The 20,427-nt window shown below is 72.8% G+C and carries 19 protein-coding genes and 1 pseudogene; 8 read left to right on the top strand and 12 right to left on the bottom strand.

Annotated elements, in window-relative coordinates:
- Positions 1-556 (top strand): annotated as a pseudogene (locus DMH12_RS15250) (hypothetical protein); the annotation flags it as partial.
- A 30-nt stretch (positions 557-586) separates the two neighbouring features.
- On the opposite strand, the gene DMH12_RS15245 reads toward DMH12_RS15250, so the two are convergent.
- Complete coding sequence (locus DMH12_RS15245) at positions 587-1,264, bottom strand: response regulator transcription factor (RefSeq protein ID WP_125492111.1); 678 nt, start codon at positions 1,262-1,264, stop codon at positions 587-589.
- On the bottom strand, positions 1,265-2,449 hold the full coding sequence (locus DMH12_RS15240; protein WP_125492110.1) for a sensor histidine kinase: 1,185 nt from the start codon (positions 2,447-2,449) through the stop codon (positions 1,265-1,267). It lies immediately after the preceding gene.
- 201 nt (positions 2,450-2,650) lie between these two features.
- Between DMH12_RS15240 and DMH12_RS15235 the strand changes: the two genes are divergently transcribed.
- On the top strand, positions 2,651-3,307 hold the full coding sequence (locus DMH12_RS15235) for a hypothetical protein (protein ID WP_125492109.1): 657 nt from the start codon (positions 2,651-2,653) through the stop codon (positions 3,305-3,307).
- Positions 3,308-3,362: 55 nt separating this feature from the next.
- Entirely contained in the window at positions 3,363-4,874 is a 1,512-nt protein-coding gene (locus DMH12_RS15230) for an alpha/beta hydrolase (RefSeq protein WP_221763127.1), read from the top strand.
- A gap of 42 nt (positions 4,875-4,916) precedes the next feature.
- Here the strand turns inward: DMH12_RS15230 and DMH12_RS15225 are convergent, their stop codons facing one another.
- Positions 4,917-6,743, bottom strand: coding sequence for a glycoside hydrolase family 3 protein (locus DMH12_RS15225; protein WP_125492108.1), 1,827 nt, complete (start codon positions 6,741-6,743; stop codon positions 4,917-4,919).
- Between the two features lie 213 nt (positions 6,744-6,956).
- Positions 6,957-7,394, bottom strand: a complete 438-nt coding sequence (locus tag DMH12_RS15220; RefSeq protein WP_125492107.1) for a hypothetical protein — start codon at positions 7,392-7,394, stop codon at positions 6,957-6,959.
- Positions 7,395-7,476: 82 nt separating this feature from the next.
- Between DMH12_RS15220 and DMH12_RS15215 the strand changes: the two genes are divergently transcribed.
- Positions 7,477-8,373 carry an alpha/beta fold hydrolase gene (locus tag DMH12_RS15215; RefSeq protein ID WP_185832327.1) on the top strand — a complete coding sequence of 299 codons (897 nt, stop codon included), beginning with the start codon at positions 7,477-7,479 and terminating at the stop codon, positions 8,371-8,373.
- Between the two features lie 111 nt (positions 8,374-8,484).
- Complete coding sequence (locus DMH12_RS15210) at positions 8,485-9,129, top strand: TetR/AcrR family transcriptional regulator (protein ID WP_125492105.1); 645 nt, start codon at positions 8,485-8,487, stop codon at positions 9,127-9,129.
- Positions 9,130-9,179: 50 nt separating this feature from the next.
- Here DMH12_RS15210 and fabI read toward each other — a convergent pair whose 3' ends face one another.
- Positions 9,180-9,959 (bottom strand): enoyl-ACP reductase FabI, encoded by a 780-nt coding sequence (gene fabI, locus DMH12_RS15205; protein WP_125492104.1) that lies wholly within the window; start codon positions 9,957-9,959, stop codon positions 9,180-9,182.
- Complete coding sequence (locus tag DMH12_RS15200; protein WP_125492103.1) at positions 9,956-10,819, bottom strand: alpha/beta hydrolase; 864 nt, start codon at positions 10,817-10,819, stop codon at positions 9,956-9,958. The genes fabI and DMH12_RS15200 overlap by 4 nt, the downstream gene beginning before the upstream one ends.
- Before the next feature lie 148 nt (positions 10,820-10,967).
- Here DMH12_RS15200 and DMH12_RS39075 point away from each other — a divergent pair, with 148 nt between their 5' ends.
- From DMH12_RS39075 to DMH12_RS15190, 3 genes are read left to right on the top strand one after another with little or no spacing between them, the layout of a single operon-like run.
- A complete protein-coding gene (locus tag DMH12_RS39075) occupies positions 10,968-11,132 on the top strand; it encodes a hypothetical protein (protein WP_185832326.1) in 165 nt (54 codons plus the stop codon).
- Positions 11,129-12,070, top strand: a complete 942-nt coding sequence (locus DMH12_RS15195; protein ID WP_125492102.1) for a hypothetical protein — start codon at positions 11,129-11,131, stop codon at positions 12,068-12,070. Before DMH12_RS39075 ends, DMH12_RS15195 begins: the two co-directional genes overlap by 4 nt.
- Positions 12,067-12,417, top strand: a complete 351-nt coding sequence (locus DMH12_RS15190; RefSeq protein ID WP_125492101.1) for a ferredoxin family protein — start codon at positions 12,067-12,069, stop codon at positions 12,415-12,417. The genes DMH12_RS15195 and DMH12_RS15190 overlap by 4 nt, the downstream gene beginning before the upstream one ends.
- Positions 12,418-12,496: 79 nt before the next feature.
- On the opposite strand, the gene DMH12_RS15185 is transcribed toward DMH12_RS15190, so the two are convergent.
- From DMH12_RS15185 to DMH12_RS15160, 6 genes are all read right to left on the bottom strand, one after another.
- Positions 12,497-13,468, bottom strand: coding sequence for an acyl-ACP desaturase (locus DMH12_RS15185; protein WP_125492100.1), 972 nt, complete (start codon positions 13,466-13,468; stop codon positions 12,497-12,499).
- Positions 13,469-13,526: 58 nt separating this feature from the next.
- Positions 13,527-14,978, bottom strand: a complete 1,452-nt coding sequence (locus tag DMH12_RS15180; RefSeq protein WP_125492099.1) for an MFS transporter — start codon at positions 14,976-14,978, stop codon at positions 13,527-13,529.
- Positions 14,979-15,125: 147 nt separating this feature from the next.
- The gene (locus DMH12_RS15175; RefSeq protein WP_125492098.1) at positions 15,126-16,562 is read right to left on the bottom strand and encodes an adenylosuccinate lyase family protein; all 1,437 of its coding nucleotides are present in this window, start codon (positions 16,560-16,562) and stop codon (positions 15,126-15,128) included.
- Positions 16,559-18,514: an FAD/NAD(P)-binding domain-containing protein gene (locus DMH12_RS15170; RefSeq protein WP_125492097.1), complete on the bottom strand. Its 1,956-nt coding sequence runs from the start codon at positions 18,512-18,514 to the stop codon at positions 16,559-16,561. Before DMH12_RS15170 ends, DMH12_RS15175 begins: the two co-directional genes overlap by 4 nt.
- Before the next feature lie 79 nt (positions 18,515-18,593).
- Entirely contained in the window at positions 18,594-19,484 is an 891-nt protein-coding gene (locus DMH12_RS15165; RefSeq protein WP_125492096.1) for a prephenate dehydrogenase, read from the bottom strand.
- Positions 19,484-20,401, bottom strand: coding sequence for a phytanoyl-CoA dioxygenase family protein (locus tag DMH12_RS15160; protein WP_185832325.1), 918 nt, complete (start codon positions 20,399-20,401; stop codon positions 19,484-19,486). The genes DMH12_RS15165 and DMH12_RS15160 overlap by 1 nt, the downstream gene beginning before the upstream one ends.
- Positions 20,402-20,427 lie beyond the last annotated feature (26 nt).

The following is a 20,427-nucleotide window of genomic DNA, read 5'->3' as shown; positions in this document are numbered from 1 at the left end:
ACCCCCGGCCTACCCCGCGGCACCCGGCGGACCCGACCCCTTCGCGCTGGACCAGCTGGCCACCGACGCCGCCGCTCGCGCCCACGCCCTGCTCACCACCGGCCGTGACCCGGTGGGCGGGCTGACGCTCTGGCAGGACGCCGCCCGTCTCGCCGCGGCCCGCCCCGGCTCCGGTCTCACCGCCGGCACCCGGGCGCTCTACGCCTCCCTGGCCGGCGCGGCGGGCCGGGACCAGGCCGACCTGGCGCGCGCCGTGGCGGCCTGGCGACAGGGCGGCGCCGACGGCCTGGACGTACTGGAGGAGGCCTGGGACCCGCCGGCCGGCCGCTTCGACCGGGCCCGCCCCCTGCTGCTCGCCGCCGACCTCCCCGCGTTCCGGCCCTGGCGCAACCGCCTCACCCATCCCGGAGGCCATGTCCAGCTCCGGCTCGGCCGGTCAGGGCTCTGGTACGCCTACGAGTCGGAGCCCGGCCGGGAGGACTGGTGGCCACGGGGCACCCCCGACCTCGACCCGGTGGGTGCCCTCACCGGCCTGGGTTCGTCCGACGACCTCTGACCGGCCGTCAGCGGCCACTCCTGCCAGGGGTCACCCCTCGGCGTCACGCACCAGGAGGGCGATCTGCACCCGGTTCTCGACCGCCAGCTTGGCGAACAGACTGCCGGTGTGCGCCTTGACCGTCGCCACGCTGATGTGCAGCCGCCGGGCGATCTCCGGGTTGCCCAGCCCGTCGGCGATGGCCCGGGCGGTGTCGAGTTCCCGTTCGGTCAACGTGGCCAGCTGCTTCCGCGCGGCGTCGCGCGAGGAGTCGCGGGCGTGCGAGGAGTGCGGACCGGTGGCCGCGGCGATCACCCGGGCCGTGGCGGCCGGAGACAGGACGGGATTGCCGTCCGCGACCGTCCGCACCGCTTCGAGGAGCTGCGGCGGCTGGGTGTCCTTGAGGACGAACCCGAGCGCTCCGGTGCGCAGGGCGCCGAGCACCAGATCGTCGGAGTCGAAGGTGGTGAGGATCAGCACCCGCGGCGGCGCCGGCCGGGTGAGCAGCTCCCGGGTGGCGCTGAGACCGTCACGGCCGGGCATCCGCACGTCCATCAGCACGACGTCCGGCCGGTGTTCGTCCACCACGGCGATCGCCGTGTCGCCGTCGGCCGCCTCCGCGACGACGGTCAGGTCCGGTTCGCCGTCGATGACGAGCCGCAGCGCCATGCGCACCAGCTGTTCGTCGTCGACTACGACGACCCGCACCGGCTCCCGCTCGCTGTCCACTCATGCTCCCTTTTCGTGTGTGGGGCTCGGCCAGGGCAGTTGTGCGCTGAGGAGGTAGCCGTCGTCCCGTGTGGGGTGGTGGCGCAGCTCTCCGCCGGCGAGGTCGACACGCTCGCCGAGGCCGAGCAGGCCGAATCCCGACGCCGGCGGCTTCGCGGCCGTCGTGGTCGACGGGGAGTTGCGGACGCTCACCCGGAGGCTGTCGCCCGCCGCTCCTTCCAGGGTGATGCGGATGCGCGCGTCCGGGGCGTGCTTGGCGGCGTTGGTCAGCCCCTCCTGGACGACCCGGTAGCCGGTGCGGCCGACGAGGTCGGGCGGCGTCCCCGTCACGGTGCCGGCGAGCGTGGCGTCCAGCCCGGACGCGCGGGCGTCGGCCACCAGGTCGGGGACGCCGTCCAGCGAGGGCTGCGGCGGTTCCGGGAGACCGGGGTCGGCCCGGAGCACGCCGAGGACGTCCCGTAGCTCCTCCAGGGCGAGGTGGGACCCCTCGGCGATGCCGCGGACCAGTACGCGGTTCTCCTCGGCCTTGAGATCCCGGCGGTGGTCCAGCACGCCGGCCTGCATGGCGACCAGGGAGATGCGGTGGGCGAGGACGTCGTGCATCTCGCGGGCGATCCGGTTGCGTTCCAGGGCCCGCGCCTGCGCCGCCCGCGCGGACTGCTCCCGCTCCGCGCTCTCCGCCCGCTCCCGCAGGGACCGCACCTCGACGCGCCGGGCCCCGACGGCCATGCCCATCGCCACCGCGATGCCCGCGGTCAGGAACGGCGTGGCGACCTGGTACCAGAAGGCTCCGGGAGGGGTCTCGATCGGGTAGAGCCCGGCGCCGAACTGCGACGCGGTCAGGTGGACCGCCACGACGACCGCGATCTCCACCGGACGACGACGGGTGGAGACCGACGCCAGTGCCAACAGCGTGGCGCCGGTGGACATGACCGACACGGTCGAGGCGGCCGTGACTCCCAGGGCGACGGCGACCGGGAACCGCCGTCGCCACACGAGCGCCGTCAGGCACCCGAGAGCCACCAGTGGATCGCCGACGAAGTACCAGGTACCGGGTTCGCCCGCCGGCCCGTTCGACACCGCCACGCCGGTGGTGATCCAGAGCACCAGGCCAAGGGCCGCGGCCGCCGTCAGCCGCCAGGTCTGCTGCCACCACCCGAGCCGTGGTGCGACGTCCATGTTCACCAGGCCATTATCGCGAAACAGTCGCGCCGGTGACTCGGCCCGAGGACTGAGACGCCCTAGACCAAAGTCGAATTCCCGCCTCGCCCGTGGTCCAAGACGTTCCGGTCCGCCGGGCCGATGTGCGGGGCCGCGCCGCACGAACAGACTCCCTCCAGCGCCGGGACACAACCGAAGGCGAAGCGAGCAGAGGGAGTGGGAGGCATGTTCGACGACGTGCGCCGAAGGCGGGCCATGGGTCGGGTCAGGCCGGGGGACGGGCGGGCGCTGAAGCCTTTCCGTTGGTGGCAGTTGCCGTTCCGCGCCCTGTTCTACCTCCGGCTGCCGAACGACGACGGCGGCCGCAGCGTCTACGCCGTCGACGTCAGGCACGGGAAGAGCGACGACTCCGGCAGGGTCAGCGCCCAGCTGTACCTCGACGGCAGGCAGCACGCCGAGTCGAAGCTCCCCGCCGCCTTCCCCGTCCCGGGCGGCGTCGTGGAGGTGAGGCGGAGCGAGTTCGGGCTCAAGCGTTGCCACTACGTCACCGACGACGGGACCGAGTACCCACTCGTCCCCGACCGCGACTCGGCCGAAGGGCGCCGCGCCCACTTCGACCGCAAGCACCCCGTGGTGAGCCGCGCCGTCGACTTCCTCTCGGCGGTCGTGCTCCTCGTCGGCCTGTTCCTCGTCCTCACGCAGCTCGCCGAACAGCTCACCCGGCCGGAGGAGATCGCCCGGCACGTCGGCGGGACCTTCACCGCGCCCGTCGACCTGCCGGCCTGGGGCAACACCGTGGCCGGCCTCATCACGGTGACGGCCAGCACGGAGCGTGCCCTGCGGCTCCGCTACAGCCGACTCCTCGACGGCGCGGCGGGCTGACCCGCCCCTGCCCCCCCACACCACGCTCCACAAAGCAAAGAGCAAGGAGTACTGCATGCGAAAGCTTCTCGTCGGGGTCCTCGCCACCCTCATGGTGGCGCTGCTCACCTGGCAGGGCGCCTCCGCGCAGACGGCACCGAGCGCGACGGCGCCCCCCGGCCGGATCAGCTGGGGAGAGTGCCCCGGCACCCCACTGCCGAGACTGGAGTGCGGCACACTCAAGGTGCCGCTGGACTACCGGAACCCCGACGGCAGGAAGATCGACGTCGCGATCTCACGCCTGGCGAGCACGAACTCCGAAAGGCGCCGAGGCGTGCTGTTCACGAACGCCGGCGGACCGGGGGCGCCCGGCCTGAGCTACCCGCTGGTGCTGAAGTACTACGGCGTGCCGCAGAGCGTGCTCGACACCTACGACGTGATCGGCTTCGACCCCCGAGGCGTCGGCTACAGCGCGCCGGTGACCTGCGGCCTGGAGGGGGAGGCGACGGCGACGGCGAACGTCCCCGACTACGCGCTGAACCGGGCCGACGTGGCCCGGCAGGCCGAGCACGCCGCCGAGGTCGCCGAGAAGTGCGGTTCGGCGGCGACGGCTTCCCTGCTGCCCCACATCAGCACGGCCAACACCGCCCGTGACATGGACCGGATCCGCGCCGCCCTGGGCGAGCCGAAGATCTCCTACCTGGGCGTCTCCTACGGCACCTACCTCGGGTCCGTCTACACCACGCTGTTCCCGCGCCGGAGCGCGCAGTTCGTGCTCGACAGCGCGATGGGCCCCGAAGGCAGCGGACCGTCGGCCACCCGCGGATTCGGGGAGGGCGTCGAGGACAGGTTCCCCGACTTCGCGACGTACCTGTCGGAACATCCGGAGTACGGCTTCGGCACCTCGGTGGAGCGGATCAGGGAGAAGTACTTCGAGCTCGCCGCCCGGCTGGACGCGGAGCCGAGGCCGGACGGATTCGACGGCAAGAAGTTCCGCAAGGTCACGTTCGAGCGGCTCTACCTGGACCTGTGGCTGCCCGAACTGGCGGAGATCTGGCAGGCCGTCGACACCGGACGGGCCCTCCCGCCGACACCGCCCGTCGAGGTGCCGCCCGGGCAGCCGGCCGACAACCCCGCCGCCGGTCAGCTCGCCGTGCTCTGCAACGACCGCGACTGGCCGGAGTCGGTCGCCACGTACCAGCGCAACGTCGGGACCGACCGCGTCCGGCACCCGATGTTCGGCGCGGCGGCGGCGAACATCTGGCCCTGCGCGTTCTGGCCGACGGAACCGTCCGAGCCGCCCGTGCGGATCAGCGACCGGGGACCGTCAAACGTGCTGATCGTGCAGAACCTGCGCGACCCGTCCACGCCGCTGTCCGGTGCCCGCGCACTGCGCGCGGCCTTCGGCGAGCGGGCGCGGATGATCACCGCGGACCAGGGCGGGCACCTCGCCTACCTCTACCTGAAGAACCGCTGCCTCAACGACGCGACGACCGCTTTCCTGGTCACCGGGGAGCGCCCGCGAACCGACCGGGCCTGCGCGGCCGAACCGGGCGCGAGCCGCGGCGGCCGGCCCGACGCCCCCTGAAGCGGAAGCACCGGAGCCGGCATCCGTGCGGCCGTGCCGACCTCAGTCGTCGTACGACAGGCCGTGTCCCATGCGGAAGAGGACCCTGGCCGGATCGTCGGCCCGCTGGACGGGCACGGGCAGCTTGCCCCGCGGATCGACCCGCCCGGCGATCACCCGGGCCGCAGCGCGCAGTTCGACCTCGGTCCAGCAGTAGGAGACCAGTGAGGCCCGGACGTCGCCGAGGTGGGCGATGTCGTAGGGGTTGCGCACCGCGAGGTGGACGACGGGGACGCCGGTCGCGAGCAGCCGGGAGACCAGGGTGCGCTGCGCGCTGGTGGCACCGACGTTGTCCGTGGTGACCACCACCGCGTCCCGTCCCCGCGCGGCGGCCACGGCTTCGTCGATCTTCGCCGCGTCGGGTGTCCGGCCGGTGGCCAGGTGGGTGGTGCCGTAGCCCAGTTCACCGAACGCCTTGGCCAGCTCGGGCACCGTGGTGCGGTCGGCGTCGGTCGGGAAGGCCGGGCTGGCGCCGACCACGAGCAGCCTCCGCTGCCCGCGGCGCAGCGGGAGCGTGTCGTCCTCGTTGACCAGCAGGGTGGTGGTGCGCTCGGCGATACGGGCGGCGGCGCGCTGGTGGCCCCGGGCGCCGACGACCCGGTCGACCTCCCTCTGCGACACGTAGGGGCTGCCGCCGAGCAGGCCGGCCTTGTCCTTGATCCGCAGGACGCGCAGGACCGATGCGTCGAGGCGGTCCTCGGTGATCTCCCCTCCCCGGACGGCGGCCAGCACACCGTTGAAGGCGACGTCCATGTTCGGCGGGAAGAGCAGTTGGTCGACGCCGGCCTTGAGGGCGAGGACCGGCACGCGGTCGTCGCCGTACTTGGTGCGTACGCCCTGCATGTTGAGGGCGTCGGTGACGATCACACCGTCGAAGCCGAGTTCGTCGCGGAGCACGCCCTGGAGGATGGCGGGCGACAGGGTGGCGGGCTCGTTGCTGGGGTCGAGCGCCGGGACCTGGAGGTGCGCGGTCATGATCGAGTCGACGCCGGCGGCGATCGCGGCCCGGAAGGGCGGGGCGTCGATGCGCTCCCACTCCTCGCGGGTGTGGGTGATCACGGGCAGCCCGGTGTGGCTGTCCTCGCCGGTGTCCCCGTGGCCCGGGAAGTGCTTGGCGCAGGCCACGACACCGGCCCGCTGATAACCCGTCACCTGCGCGCCCACCATGCGACCGACCTCGCGGGCGTCGGCGCCGAAGGAGCGGACGTTGATGATGGGGTTGGCCGGGTTGACGTTGACGTCGGCGACCGGCGCGAAGTTCTGATGGATGCCGAGGGCGGCGAGTTCGGTGCCCGATATCCAGCCGGCGGTGCGCGCGTCGGAGAGCGAGCGGCCCGCGCCGAGCGCCATCGCGCCCGGCAGCTGGGTGGCGCCGCTGCCGATGCGGACGTTGACGCCGTGCTCCTGGTCGATGGAGATCAGGGAGGGGATGGGGGTGGGCAGCGCGAGCGAGGCCCGCTGCACACCGTTGCTGAGGTCCGCGACCTGGCGGGGGTCCTGGATGTTGTTCGCCCAGCCGGAGAAGTAGATGACCCCGCCGACCTGGTACTTGGCGATGAGCTCGGCCACGGTGCGGACGCCGAGTTCCTTGAGGTTGCGGTCCTGGTCGAGCGGGCTGGGGGAAGTCGCCGACGTACCGTAGAAGTACGGCACGAACAGCTGGCCGATCTTCGCCTCGACGCTCATCCTGGAGATGATCTTCTTGAGGCGGCGGTCGCGCGAGTGGGCGACCGCCGGGGTGGCTGCCACACCCGAGACGGCCGTCGCGCCCGCGGCGACCACGGTCGCGGAGGCGAGCACGGTTCGTCGGGAAAGACTCCGGTCCTGCATGCGGACTTGCTCCTCCCACCCTTGCCCATCAAGGGACTTGACGGATTCTTGAAGGACTCCGAGCAGCGGGAAAGGTAGCCCGCGGGTCGCGGGTGGGGCAATAGGTCTAGACAAAATAGGTCCGGACGAAGCGAGGGGCTCTGCCGCCCGAGGGCCCTGCCGCCTGGGGGCTCCGGCCCACGAGGCTCCGCGTTCCCAGGCTGCGCGCGTCCTTCAGGCGACCGGCTGGGCGGACCACTCGGCGATGACCCCGCGGGCCGCCTCCTGGGTGGCGTTCACATCGAAACGCTCTGTGTGCCAGGTCGTGGAACGCAGGACGCCGCGGTCCCGGTAGGCGCGCATGATGCGGACGTGGTCGTGCCGGGCGACGAAGCCGCGCAGGCCCTCCTCGTCGCGCCACACCGAGACCGACCCCGAACGAGGGCGCGACAGGCCGGGGACGGACCAGAGCCAGAGCCCGATCGCCCCCTCGACGTCACCCCAGCCGCGGCGCAGGGCGGCCCCGGCGACGTTGACGCCGAGGGAGGTCCAGGGGCGGTGCGGGGCGAATTCGGTGACGCTCACGACGGCCGGACCGCCCGGACCGGTGTCGGGGCCGGTGTGTCCGGCGGGGCCCGGCTTCCACGGGGCGAACCAGATGGGGCCCGGCATCGCGCCTCCTCGCAGCACTAAAACTGAACGGTCGGTCGTGCTAATATATCAGGCCCTGACGCGCAAGCGAGGAGCCGTGAGCATGAAACCCACCGAGGCAGTCGCGAGTACCGCCCTCAACGCCCTCTCCCTCGTCTCGGGGCGGCTGGCGGGCAAGGGGGCGTTCGCCCTGTTCCACATGCCGCTGGTGCGCAGCCGGCTGCGGTCGTCCGAGCGTGAACTCCTCGACAGCGCGCGCGTGGGGCGCATCGAGGTGGGCGGCGGCAAGTACGCGGTGACCTACCGGTGGGGCGACGGCAGTCGCCCCGTCCTTCTGGTGCACGGGTGGCAGTCGCGTGCCTCGCGGCTGTCCAGCCTTGTCCCGGGGTTGCTGGAGCGCGGTCACAGCGTCGTCACCTTCGACGCCCCGGCCCACGGGGACGCGGGCGGACGGGGCACGACGATCCTGGACTACCGCGACATCGTCTCCGAGCTGCACGCCGAGTACGGCACCTTCGACTGCCTGATCGCCCACTCCATGGGCGTACTGGGCTCGTTCTTCGGCCTGCGGAACGGAGCGGTGGCGCGGAAGGTCGTCACCGTCAGCGGGGTCTGCGACTTCGACTACCTGATCGAGGAGTTCTCCGCGGAACTGAACCTCCGCGGCAGCCTCAAGGCACGGCTGCGCGACGAGATCAGGGTGAACCTCTTCCCCGACCTGCCGCACGACGAGGTGCCTTTCTCCCTCACGGACATGACCGAGACCGTGAGCGCTCCGCTCCTCGTGATCCACGACGAGGACGACACCAGGATCCGGGTGGACCAGGGCCGCAGGATCGCCGAGGCCTTCGGTGACCGGGCGCGGCTGGTCGTGACGAGCGGTCTTGGGCACCGGCGCATCCTCGGTGACGAGGAGGTCGTGCGGACCGTCCTGGACTTCGTCTCCCAGGGCCGGCGTCCCGCCGACGGGGTGGAGGCGCGGGCGGCCGTCCTGGACTGATCCCTTCCGGTTCGGACATCAAACCGCACGAACGTCCACTCATTCGCTACACTGTTGACGCCTCAACGGAGCCGAGAAAGGCCGGCTCCAGGAGAGTAGGTGCACATGGGCGTGGCAGGAACGCAGGCCGACGGACGGGTCGTGCGCGGTAACCAGACCCGTCAGCTGATCCTCAGACGGGCGGTGGAGATCGCCTCGGTGGAGGGCCTCGCGGCGCTCTCCATGGGGCAGCTCGCCAATGAGCTGAAGCTGAGCAAGAGCGGTGTCTTCGCCCTCTTCGGCTCCAAGGAGGACCTCCAGCTCGCGACCATCCGCGCGGCCATCACCGTGTACCTGGAGCACGTGGTCCAGCCTGCCCGGGACCTGCCGGCGGGCGTCGGCCGCCTGTGGCGGCTGTGCACGGGGTGGCTCACGTACTCCCGGGAGCGCGTCTTCCCGGGCGGCTGCTTCTTCTACTCGGTCTCCGCCGAGTACGACGCGCGCGAGGGCAAGGTCCACGACATGCTCGCCGCGGCACGCGCCAACTGGTTCTCGTACCTGGAACAGACGGCACGGGAGGCGCAGCTGGCCGGCGAGATCGCGGACGACATCGATGTCCCGCAGCTCGTCTTCGAGCTGGTGGCGTTCCTGGAGATGGCCAACGCCGAGTCGGTCCTGCACGACGACTTCACCTGCTACGGCAAGGCGGAGAAGGCCGTGCTGAGCCGCCTGCGCACCGTCGTCACCGACCCGTCGTCGCTGCCCGACGGCACCTGAGCGCCCCGCGGAGGGCACGGTGGCGGTCCGTCCGCCGCCGTGCCCCCCCCTCACGCCCCGATGGCGTGCACGCCGCCGTCGACGTGCACGATCTCCCCCGTCGTCCGGGGGAACCAGTCGGACAGCAGGGCGACGACGGCGCGGGCGGCCGGCTCGGGGTCGGAGAGGTCCCAGCCGATCGGGGCGCGGGTCTCCCAGACCTCACGGAAGGTCTCGAAGCCGGGAATGTGCCGGGCCGCCATGGTCCTGACCGGGCCGGCCGCGACCAGGTTGCAGCGGATCCCGCGCGGGCCGAGGTCGCGCGCGAGGTAGCGCGAGGTGGCCTCCAGCGCCGACTTGGCGACGCCCATCCAGTCGTACGACGGCCAGGCCGTGCTCGCGTCGAAGTCCAGGCCCACGACCGACCCGCCGCGCTCCTCCATCAAGGGCAGGCACGCCATGGCCAGCGACTTGAGGGAGTACGCGGAGACCTCGACCGCGGTCGCCACGGAGTCCCAGCCGGTGGCGAGGAAGTTGCCGCCCAGCGCGTCCTGCGGGGCGAAGGCGATCGAGTGCACGACGCCGTCGAGACGCGCTTCGCCGCCCACCCGGTCCCTGACCCGGCCGGCCAGGCTCTCCAGGTGGCCCGTGTCCCGGACGTCGAGTTCGACGAGCGGGGCCGGTTCGGGCAGTCGCCGCGCGATCCGCTCGACGAGGCCGAGCCTGCCGTACCCGGTGAGGACCACCTCGGCGCCCTGCTCCTGGGCGAGCCGGGCGGTGTGGAAGGCGATGGAGGACTCCATGAGGACGCCCGTCACCAGGATGCGCCTGCCCGCGAGCAGTCCGCTCATCGCGCCGCCGCCCTCGCCCGGCCACCGCGCCCGCCGGGCTCCCGTCCGGTGAGGAACCGGGAGACCGTGTCGACGACGACGGGGGCTCCGAGGATCCGCCGGTGTCCGAGTCTGCGGGTGACCACCAGCCTCGCCCGGTCCGCGAAGGCTCCGGCGAGCCGCTCGGCCTGTTCGGCGCCGACCGCCTCGTCGTCCTCGTCGTGGACCAGCAGGAGCGGTACCCGTAGTCGAGGGGCGTGGTGGAGGACCGAGAAGCGGGTCCACATGTCCTCACCCGGGTACAGGTCGCGGTCCAGGCGGTCGCGCAGCTCCTGGCTCGTCCGGGCGTCCAGGGCGGTGTGGGCGCAGAACGAGTCGACCAGGTAGGCGAAGTCGGGGACCGTGCTGATCGCCACCATCCGGCGGGCGACCAGTCCCTGGGGCAGCGACAGGAAGAGCGCCAGCGCGCCGAAGGAGTGGCCCACGACGGCCTCGAAATCACCGTGCGCGCGGTGCAGCGCGCGGATGGCGGTGCGGTAGTCGACGAGGGTCGCGCTGTCCCCCTCGGACTCGCCGTGGCCCGGCGCGTCGAAGGAGACCGGGCTGAGGCCGAGTTCGAGAAGCCGGGTGACGAGCTTGGCGTAGCGCGACGCGCGCGACTCCCAGCCGTGCACCAGCAGCACGGGGCGTTCACCGGTGCCCCAGGTGTAGGTGACGACCTTGCCACCGCCGACGCTCAGCTCGCCGGTGCGCGCGCTCTCGATGGCGGCCCGCTCGTCGGGCCGGGGCCTGCTGCGCCCCTGGGGCCGCCGGAAGAGGTCGAACATCCTCTCTCCCTCGGTCCTCGGGACCGGGTCGGCCTCCGTCGTCACGAGGTCCATGGCACGCCTCCAGATCGATCAGCGGACACGGGATACTAGCACGATCGTTCGCTCATATTTATACCAGCGCATCGGGCCCGCGAGTATAAAACTGAACGAACGATCGTGCTAATCTGCCTCGCGTCAGCGCTCCCGCTTGGAGGACGACATGGCACTCTCGTATCCCGCCGCCCGCACCACGCAGACCGTGGCGGACCGGCAGCCCGGCCCCAACCAGTGGATCAAGGACCACCTGGATTCGGTGATCGACGCGGAGTTCCTGAGGGACCACTCTGCCGAGCCCGCCGACCAGCGCGCGGGAGTTCGGTCATGACCGGGGGATCCGCGACCAGGGAGGCTCCCCGGGGGCGCGTGGGCATCGCGGTGGCGTCCGGCATGTTCAAGGGGGTCTACGGCCACGGTGTGCTGTCCGCCTTCGAGGAACGGGGCCTGACCGCCGACGTGTACGCGGCCGCGTCGTCCTCGGGGCTGTCCTGCGGCCTGGCCGCGATCGGCCGTGCCCGCGAGGTCGGCGTCGACTACTGGCTGGGTGCCGCCGCGGCCGCGGGTGAGCACGGGATGAGCCGCGTGGTGCTCGACAGCATCGCCACGTACGGGCCCCGCCTGCGTGAGGGCCTGTTCCTCCCCGGTGCCCCGGAGTACCTGCTGGCGACCAGCAAGGTCACCGACGAGGCCGCCGCGGAGACCACCCGGGGCCCTGGCGCCAAGGTGCTCGGCAAGCAGTTGCTGCGGAACGTCTTCACCGGCGACCGGAGCTGGGTCGAGCGGAACCTGGCCCCCGTCGTCTTCTCCTCGCGGGCGGTGCCAGGCGAGGGACGGCCGCGTCTGACGCCGGGGAACCACGACGCGGTCGCCTACGCCTCCACACGGATGCTGCACGCCTGGGCGGTCCCCGCCGAGATCGACGGCGAGGCGTACGTCGACGCCTCCTACACCTGCTCCTGCCCGGCCCGCGAGGTCGCCGCGCGGGGCGTGACCGAGCTGATCGCGATCGGGTCCGACCCGTTTCCGCTCTTCCGCGACCTCTACGCGTCCGAGGAGATCGCCGACGGCTCCGTACTCGACGGGGCCCGGGTCATGGTCGTCAAGCCGCAGGAGGACCTGAAGAGCCTGGGCGTCGACTACGCGGCGGCGACCCCTGAGGGCCTGGTCAAGGCCTACGAGGCCGGACTCGACGCCGGACACGGCTTCCTGGACGGACGGCCCGGGCTGCTCGCCGCGCCGGCCGCGCCCGGGGAGGGAGCCGCGTGACGCACGTCGTCACCGAGCAGTGCGTGCGCTGCAGGTTCGCCGAGTGCGTCACCTACTGCCCGGTCGCCTGCTTCCGCGAGAGCGACACGTTCCTCGTGATCGATCCCGAGGAGTGCATCGACTGCGGCAACTGTGTCGAGGCGTGCCCGGCCGACGCGATCTACCCGGAGGACGAGCTGCCTCCCGACCTCCGGCCGGCCCTTGAGTGGAACGCCCGCCTGGCTCCCCGGCTGCCGCTGGCCACGACGGACGTCGCGGCGCTCGCCGAGGCCGACGCGTGGCTGGGCCGCCCGGACAAGTGGCGGACCCTGGAGGGGGAGCAGGCCCCGACGGCCGGTCGTCCCTGAGCGCGAGACCTTCCGGAGCGGCACGACGACGAGAGTGGGGGGAAGGCCGGTCCCGTCCTTCCCCCCACTCGTGCGGACCTCAGACGGCCATGGCCTCGCGTTGCGCACGGGCGGCCCTGATGCCCTCGCGGCGGTCCGTGAACGAGGTCGCCTTCCTGTCCAGCCGCTCGACGAACGCGGCGAGTTCCTCTCGCGCGGCCTCTCCCCGCGCGCCGAACCCGTCCCGCTCGAAGACCCGGAGCTTGCGCAGGATCGGCATCAGGACGCTGTCGTGGTGCAGGCGCAGGTCGTAGATGCCGGCGATGGCGATCTCCGCGGACTTGCGGCCGAAGTCCTTGATGGTGGAACCGGGCATCTCGAAGCCGACGACGACGTCACGCACCACCTGCATGGCCGTGTCCGGCGCGAACTCGAACGCGGCCTCGACGAGGTTGCGGTAGAACACCATGTGCAGGTTCTCGTCCGCGGCGATGCGTGCGAGCAGGGCGTCGCACCGCTGGTCCGTGCTCACCAGACCGGTGTTGCGGTGGGAGATGCGCGTGGCGAGTTCCTGGAACGCGGCGTACGCGATCGCGTGCAGCGCGCTGAAGCCGTCCGGCCGGTCGTAGCCGCCGGACATGTGCGTCATGCGGGCGCGTTCCAGGGCCTGGGGGTCGACGGCCCGGGTCACGAGGAGGTAGTCCCGCAGCGCGGTTCCGTGCCTCGCCTCCTCGGCGGTCCAGCGGTCCACCCAGCTGCCCCAGGCGCCGTCCTTGCCGAACTCGGCCACCGCGAAGTGGTAGCCGGGCAGGTTGTCCTCGGTGAGCAGGTTCACCACCAGGGAGGTGCGGGCCACCTCCGGCAGGGTGGCCTCGTCCGGCGTCCACGGCTCCCCGCCGAGCGGGCCGTCGAACGTACGGCCCTCACTCCACGGGACGTACTCGTGCGGGAACCACTCCTTGGCGACGCCGAGATGACGGTGGAGGTTGGCCTCCACCACCGGTTGCAGTTCCGCCAGGATGGAGTGCTCGGCTCGTCCGGCGCCGCGGTCCGATCGGTCGATGGGTGGCATCGTGCTCTCTTCCTCGCGTCCGCGCGGGAGCCGTCGGCTCCCGCCGTGGGTCTGGCTGTCACGTGTGCCGTGCGGCACGGGACCGGATGGCCGGCGCCGCGGCGGCGGCGCCGGCGGCACCGATGGCGCAGGCGAGGAACACCTGCAGGTAGCCCTCGTCGTCGAGGACGTGGTGGCGTTCGAGGATGGCGGCGAGCGCGGCGATGCCCAGGGCGCCGCCGATCTGCCGGGTCGTCATGAGCAGTCCGGTACCGGAGGCGTAGCGCTCGGGCGGCAGCGCGGCCGTCGCCGCGTTGGAGATCGCGGTCAGCGCGGCACCGATGCCGACGCCGGCCAGGATGCCGATGGGCAGCCAGACGGCCGCGTACTGCTTCTCGGTGCCGAGCAGCAGCCACATCGCCGCGCAGGAGGCGCCGAAGAGCGCGGAGCCGACCGCGACCGCCGCCCACTGTCCGGCCGGCCGGACCCGCTTCCCCACGGCCATCGCCCCTATCGCGGCGGCGAACGCGCCCGGCGTCACCGCGAGACCGGCCTTCAGCTCCGAGTAGCCCCACACCGCGTTCAGGAAGAGCAGGGAACTGAGCAGGTACGAGTACATGGCGGCGCCGAAGAGGACCGAGGTGACGTTGGTGGCCGCGAAGGCCCGGCTGCGCCACAGGTCCAGTTCGAGGGCGGGCGCGGCCCGCAGCCGCGAGAGCAGCAGCGCCACCACGAGCAGCACGGCACCGCCGGCCAGCAGACCGAGCACGCGTCCGCTGCCCCAGCCCCACTCGGTGCCCTGGGTCACGCCGAAGACCACACCGCCGACACCCAGTGCCAGCGCGAGGGTGCCGAGCGGGTCGGGCAGCTTGCGCCCGGTCGGCGTGTCGGAGGCGAGTCTGGCGGCGCCCGCGAGGATCACGAGCCCGATCGGCAGGTTGATGAGGAAGACGCTGCGCCAGCCCCAGACGTCCACGAGCAGTCCGCCGAGGCTCGGTCCCACCGCGGCCGCCATGCTGCCGACCGCGCCCCAGACACCGATGGCCACTTGCCGGCGTGCCTGAGGTGTGTGCTGGAGGACCAGGCCGAGTGCCGCGGGGATGAGGCCCGCGGCACCCACCCCCTGCAGGGCCCGGGCGGCGATGAGCATGGGCACGTCCGCGGCGATCCCGCTCAGCAGCGAGGCCGCGATGAACACGCCCGAGGACCACAGGAACAGCTTCCTGCGGCCGATCACGTCGGCGACCCGTCCAGCGACGGCCAGCAGGGCGGCGAACACGACGGTGTACGCCGTGACGACCCAGGTCAGCTGGGACAGTGAGGCGTCGGGGAAGTCGGTGCGCAGGTCGGCGAAGGCGATGTTCACGACCGTGGTGTCGAGCACGGCGAGGAAGGTGGCGCCCGACGCGACGAGCAGGGCGAGCCTGGCCGTGGCCGCGGCGGCCGCCGAGGTCCGTGACTGCTCCGGATCGGCCGGCTGTGGTGTCCGGGGCGGGCCGGTGTCCGGCGAGTGGGGGGAGGCGGTCGTCATGCGAGGTGATCCCTTCGTCCGATGCGCCGTCGTCGCGCGGTTCGCGGCGGCCGCACCCACAGCAGTAAAGTAAACGACCGTGCGTACATTTTAAAGTGGGATCGCGCCGTGCGGGCACGCACGGCCGGAAACAGGCGGTGCCCGCGCCTAGAAGCCGTCCCGGCCGACCGCGCGCACCGGGTCACGGCTCGCGGCGAGGGCCCGGTCCGTCAACTCCCGCGCGGCGCCCGTGTAGGCCGCCGGGTCGAGGAGCGCCTCCAGATCCCGCGCGGTGAAACGGGACGCGATCTCCGGCCGTGCCGCGAGCAGCCCGGACAGCGGTCGGCCCGTGGCCGTGCTCTCGGCCGACGCCCGTGCGACCGCCTCCTTGGCCGCCGCCTTGCCGAGGGCGGAGGCGAGTACGGCGGCGAGGCGCTCGGAGACGATCAGGCCACCGGTCAGCCCCAGGTTGGCGCGCATCCGCTCGGGCGACACCACCAGGCCCGACACCAGCTCGCGCGCGGTGTGCGCGGCTCCGCCCGCCAGTCGCAGACACTCGCGCAGCGGCTGCCACTCGGCGTGCCAGGCGCCCGCCGAGCGCTCGTCCTCGGACAGCATCGACTGCGTCAGCACACCAGCGTACGCGGGGACTTGGAGGGCGGCGGAGCGGATCAGCGTGGCCAGCGCCGGGTTGCGCTTCTGGGGCATCGCGGAGGAGACGCCGCGGCCGGCCGCGGCGGGCTCCGCCAACTCGCCGGTCTCGGTACGGGCCAGTGACTGCACATCCACGGCGAGCTTGCCCAGCACGCCGGTGACCAGGGCGAGTTCACCGGCCAGGCCCGCGACCGGCGCCCGGTGCGCGTGCCACGGCAGCACCGGGGCGACCAGGTCCGTCTCCGTCGCGAACCGGGCCGTCAGCCGGCGCGCGTACGCGTCCGGCGAGGCCTCCCCCCGCTCCTCGCGGTGCAGCCGTTCGTACTCGACGTATCCCGCCAAGGTGCCGGCCGCGCCGCCCAGCTGCACGACCAGTCCTTCGTCCCGCACCCGTCGCAGCCGGTCGGTCGCCGAGGCCACCGCGACGAGCCAGCCGGCCGCCTTCAGCCCGAACGTCGTCGGTACGGCGTGCAGCGCGAGGGTGCGCGCCGCCATCAGCGTCCCCCGGTGTTCGCCGGCCAGGGCGTGCAGGTAGCCGGCCACCTCCTCCAGGTCCGCCAGCAGCACGTCCAGGGTCCGGGCCGCCACGAGCATCAGGGCGGTGTCGAAGATGTCCTGGCTGGTCGACCCCCGGTGCACGTAGTCCGCCGCGTGCGGGTCCTCGGCCGCCACCAGCGCGGTGAAGGCCTGGACCACGGCCACGACCGGGTTGGCCGCTCCCCGGCTGAGCACGGCGATCTCGCGCGGGTCCAGGTGGTCGGCCCGGGCCATACGGGTGATCGTGCGCGCGGCGTCGACGGGCACGTTGCCCAGACTCGCCTGGGCCCGGACCAGCGCCGCCTCCGCGTCGAGCATCGCCTGCAGCCAGGCGTGGTCGCAGGTGGTCTCCTCGGCGGGGGTGCCGGCCCGCACGGGGCTGAGGATCCCGGCATCGACGGTCACGGCCCTCATCGCGTCAGCTCCCCGACCATCTCCTCGTCCGGCCGCAGGTCCGCGGTGCCCGCCAGTACCGCGCACGCGATCGCGTCCGAGTCCTGCAGGGTCACGGAGTTGACGCCCGGCCGGATCCCGGCCGCCGTCGCCCAGTGCACCGACTCCGTGGGGACGCCGAAGGCGAAGCGGCGCGGGTGCGCCCGCCCCGCGGCGTCGATCAGCCGGAACGGCGCGTCGGTGACGTCGAGTCCGCCGGTCTCGTACGGCGTCCCCCCGGGATCGGGTATCGCGTACGGCCTGCACTGTCCGGACTCCAGGAGCGCGCGCAGCAGCGGGTCGGCGGTGGTACGCAGGTCGGTCTCCGGCAGGCGCGCCTCGATCAGCGTGGTGGCCCGGGTCCGGGAACCGGGAACCGCCGGGGACTCGACCGTGAACACCCCCGCCGCCTCGTCGGCCACGGCGTGGGCGTCGGGGCCGAGGACGCTCAGCACCCCGGCCTCGATCAGGGCGATCGCCTGCTCGATCCGGGCGGCGGGGGGACCGATGGACAGGAAGGCGTTCAGCGGCGTGTACCAGGCCTCCAGGTGCTGCCGGTGCGATCGGCCGGTGAGGCCGCCGTGGTCGACGACGAGCCGCAGTTCGTTGCGCAGGTCCCGCAGGACGTCGAGCGCCGCCTTGAGCGGACCGTGGACGTTGCCCGCGCGCGCCGCCGCGAGGTCCGCTCGCAGGTGGCCGAGCAGCCAGCCCCGGAAGTCCTCCGGCGAGCCGAAGTCCCGTCCCGCGTACGGCCGGGCGATCCTGGACCAGTCCCAGCGGTCGGCGGGGGCGATGCCGAACAGGTCGAGGACCTCCCGTTCCTGCCGGCCGCCCGGCGGCGCCGCGAGGTAGGCCGCGCGCAGCCGGCGTGCGTCGCCCGCCCGGTCCGCGCCGGTGAGCAGCGTCGTGTAGTAGACCGTCTCGACTTCCTTGGAGACCAGCGGCCAGACGGACTCGCGGAAGTCGGTCCCGCCCGTGCGCCGGGCCGACTCGCGCAGTTCCCCGATCACTTCGGCGGTCAGCACCGCCGGTTCGTGCCGGCCGTGCGCGCCCTTCTGGTTCTCGCCCCGTGCGTGGAAGGGCAGGCCGCGGCGGGAGCCCGCGGCCAGCCGGGGTTCACGGCCGGACGGCAGGTAGACGAGCCGCTCGCCGCGGCGCTCGAACCTCCCGCCGCGGCCCAGGGTGAGCAGGGCCAGATAGTCGAAGAAGTTGAGCCCCAGCCCGATCAGCGCGACCGTCTCGCCCGCCGCCACCTTCGTCAGGTCCACGTCCGCCGGGTTGGCCGGCGTGACGTGGCCGAGTCCGCGGTCGGCCGCGAAGTCGCCCAGTGCGCGCCGCTGCCGTGACGGCCGCACCGGCAGATGCCCCTGGGCCAGGACCACGGCGTCCAGGCCCTCCAGAAGCGTCCCGTCGTCGAGCCGCACGCACTGGGTGCCGTCGCTTCCGTCGTCGAGCCCGACCGCGTGGGCGCGGTGCACGACGGTGGACACCCCGGCCGGCGCCGTCTTCGTGACCCGCTGGAAGACCCACTCCAGGTAGTGGCCGTAGAAGGAGCGGGTGGGATACGAGTCGGGGCCGAGTGCGCGTGCCTCGCCGAGGACCCGCTCGTCGTGCCGGGGCCCGCCCATGGGGCCGATCAGGGTGAGGAAGCGCGCCCACTCGTAGAGGCTGGGCCCCGGCACGAGCCTCCCCTCGATCCGCACGCTGTCGTCGGTGAACATCGTGACCTGGGAGGTCACCGTGTTCATCAGCAGATGCCTGGACTGGTCGGTGCGCCACACCCGGCCGGCGCCCGGCGGGTACGGGTCGACCACGTGCACGGTGACGGCGGTGTCGTCCGCAACCGACGCGGCGTTCGCACACAGCCGTTCGAGGACCGAGAGGCCACGCGGCCCGGCACCGATCAGGCAGACGTCGAGCCGTCGGCTGGTCATAGTCACTCTCTCCACTGGGTCGGAAGTCGTCGTGGGCCCGGTCGGCCGCCCGACGGGTGGCGGCGGGATCGCCGACCTCTCATTGGCCCGCGGCCGCGCCGCTCAGGCTCAGGTCCGTCCGCCCCTGGATCAGCGCGCGTCCACGGACGCCGCGGACCAGGGCGTCGTTGAGGCGGGCCCGGTCGGCGGAGCCGTGGGCCGGCGGGGCCACGGCCAGGTCCCGCAGCGCGTCCACGGCCGTGTTCAGTTCCAGGACCAGCTCCGTCAGAACCTCGGCGACCGCGGCCGCGTTCGAGCTCAGGATGTCCGTCCACAGGCCGGCGTCGCCGGCCGCGATGCGGGTGGCGTCGCGCAGCCCCTGCCCGGCGAGTTCGAGGTGGGACTCCTCGCCGTTCAGCAACCGCGCCGCGAGCAGGCTCGCGACCAGGTGCGGCGCGTGCGATACGAGGGCCACCGCCCGGTCGTGCCGGGCGGCCTCCATCACCACGGGCCGCGCCCCGCACAGTTCGGCGAGCGACCGCGCCCGGGCGATGCCGCGCTCGCCGGTGTCCTCGGCGGGAGTCAGTACCCAGGGCCTGTCGTGGAACAGGTCGGCCCGCGCCGCGAGCGGCCCGGACCGCTCCCGGCCCGCCATCGGATGACCGCCCACGAACCGGCCCAGGTCGCAGCCCAGTTCCGCCGCCTCCCGCTCCGGCCGTACCTTGACGCTGGACACGTCGGTGAAGTCCTGTGCCAGACCGCGCAGCTGCTGCTCGCGCAGACAGGTCGCGACGAATCGCGGCGGTACGGCGAGCACGGCCAGGTCGACCGGCACGCGGGGCGCCCCCACCACCCCCGCGCCGAGACCGGCCGCCAGCCGCGCCGCCTCGGGGTCCGCGTCGAGGAGGTGGGGGACGATGCCCCGGCCTCGCAGGGCCAGGGCGATCGACGTACCGATCAGGCCCGTTCCGACCACCGCGACACTGCGCATCAGCGGGTGCGCCACAGCACCGGGAGGAAGTCGGGGTCCGCGTAGTCCGGCGTGCCCTCGGCCGTTCGGCGCACCACCATGTCGTGGTTGTAGGTGACCTGGGTGCCGTCGGAGCGGCGGAAGGCGCGGTAGCGGTTCCCGCCGTCCTGGAGGTGGAAGGAGATGGCGCGCCGCGGCCGGTCGCTCATGTTGGCGCCGCTGCCGTGATAGGTGCGGCAGTGGTGGAAGCTGACGTGCCCCTTCGGGATGACCATCGGGACCTTGCGGACCTCGACGCCGTTGTACGCCGCGTTCTCCTCCAGCATCTGGTCGAGCTCGCCGCGGTCGCGCTCGGCGAAGTGCAGGGAGGTGGCGTCGTTGGCGGCGGTCTCCTTCCACCGGTGGCTGCCGTCCACCATCGTGATGGTGCCCATCTCCTCGTCGCAGTGGTGGAAGGGGATGAACGCGGTCAGCATCCGCTCCGAGGTGGACGTGGCCCAGTAGTGGCGGTCGAAGTGCCAGGGCACGATGTTCGACTGCTCCCCGGAGACCGGCGGCTTGTAGATCAGGGTCGACTGGAACACCCGTATCTCCTCGGCCTCGGCGAGCCGCGCCGCCACCGCGCCGAGCAGCGGCTTGCGCAGGATGCGGCCGATGGTGTCGTCCTCGTAGTGGATGTAGTCGTTGTGCCGCTGGACGGAGCCGTGGCCGGGCTCCCAGTAGGCGAGCTTGGGCGGGCGGACCGGCAGGGTTCGGTCGCGGTGGCCGGCGTAGAACCGCTCGGAGGCCGCTTCGAGCAGCTCGGTCTCCTCGTCGGTGAAGAGCTTCCCGGACAGGTACCAGCCGTGCTCGGTGTAGAAGTCGACGTCCTCGTCGGTGGGCAGGAGCGCGCGCTCCTCGTCGGTCAGCGTGAAGGGAGCGGTGTTCTGTGTGGTCACGGTCTTCCTCGGTCGAGTGAAGCGGT

Origin of the sequence: Streptomyces sp. WAC 04229, assembly GCF_003947455.1 — a bacterium.
Lineage (GTDB): Bacteria > Actinomycetota > Actinomycetes > Streptomycetales > Streptomycetaceae > Streptomyces.
The sequence above is the reverse complement of the archived record's forward strand: the minus strand, read 5'-3'. Positions and strand labels throughout refer to the sequence as shown.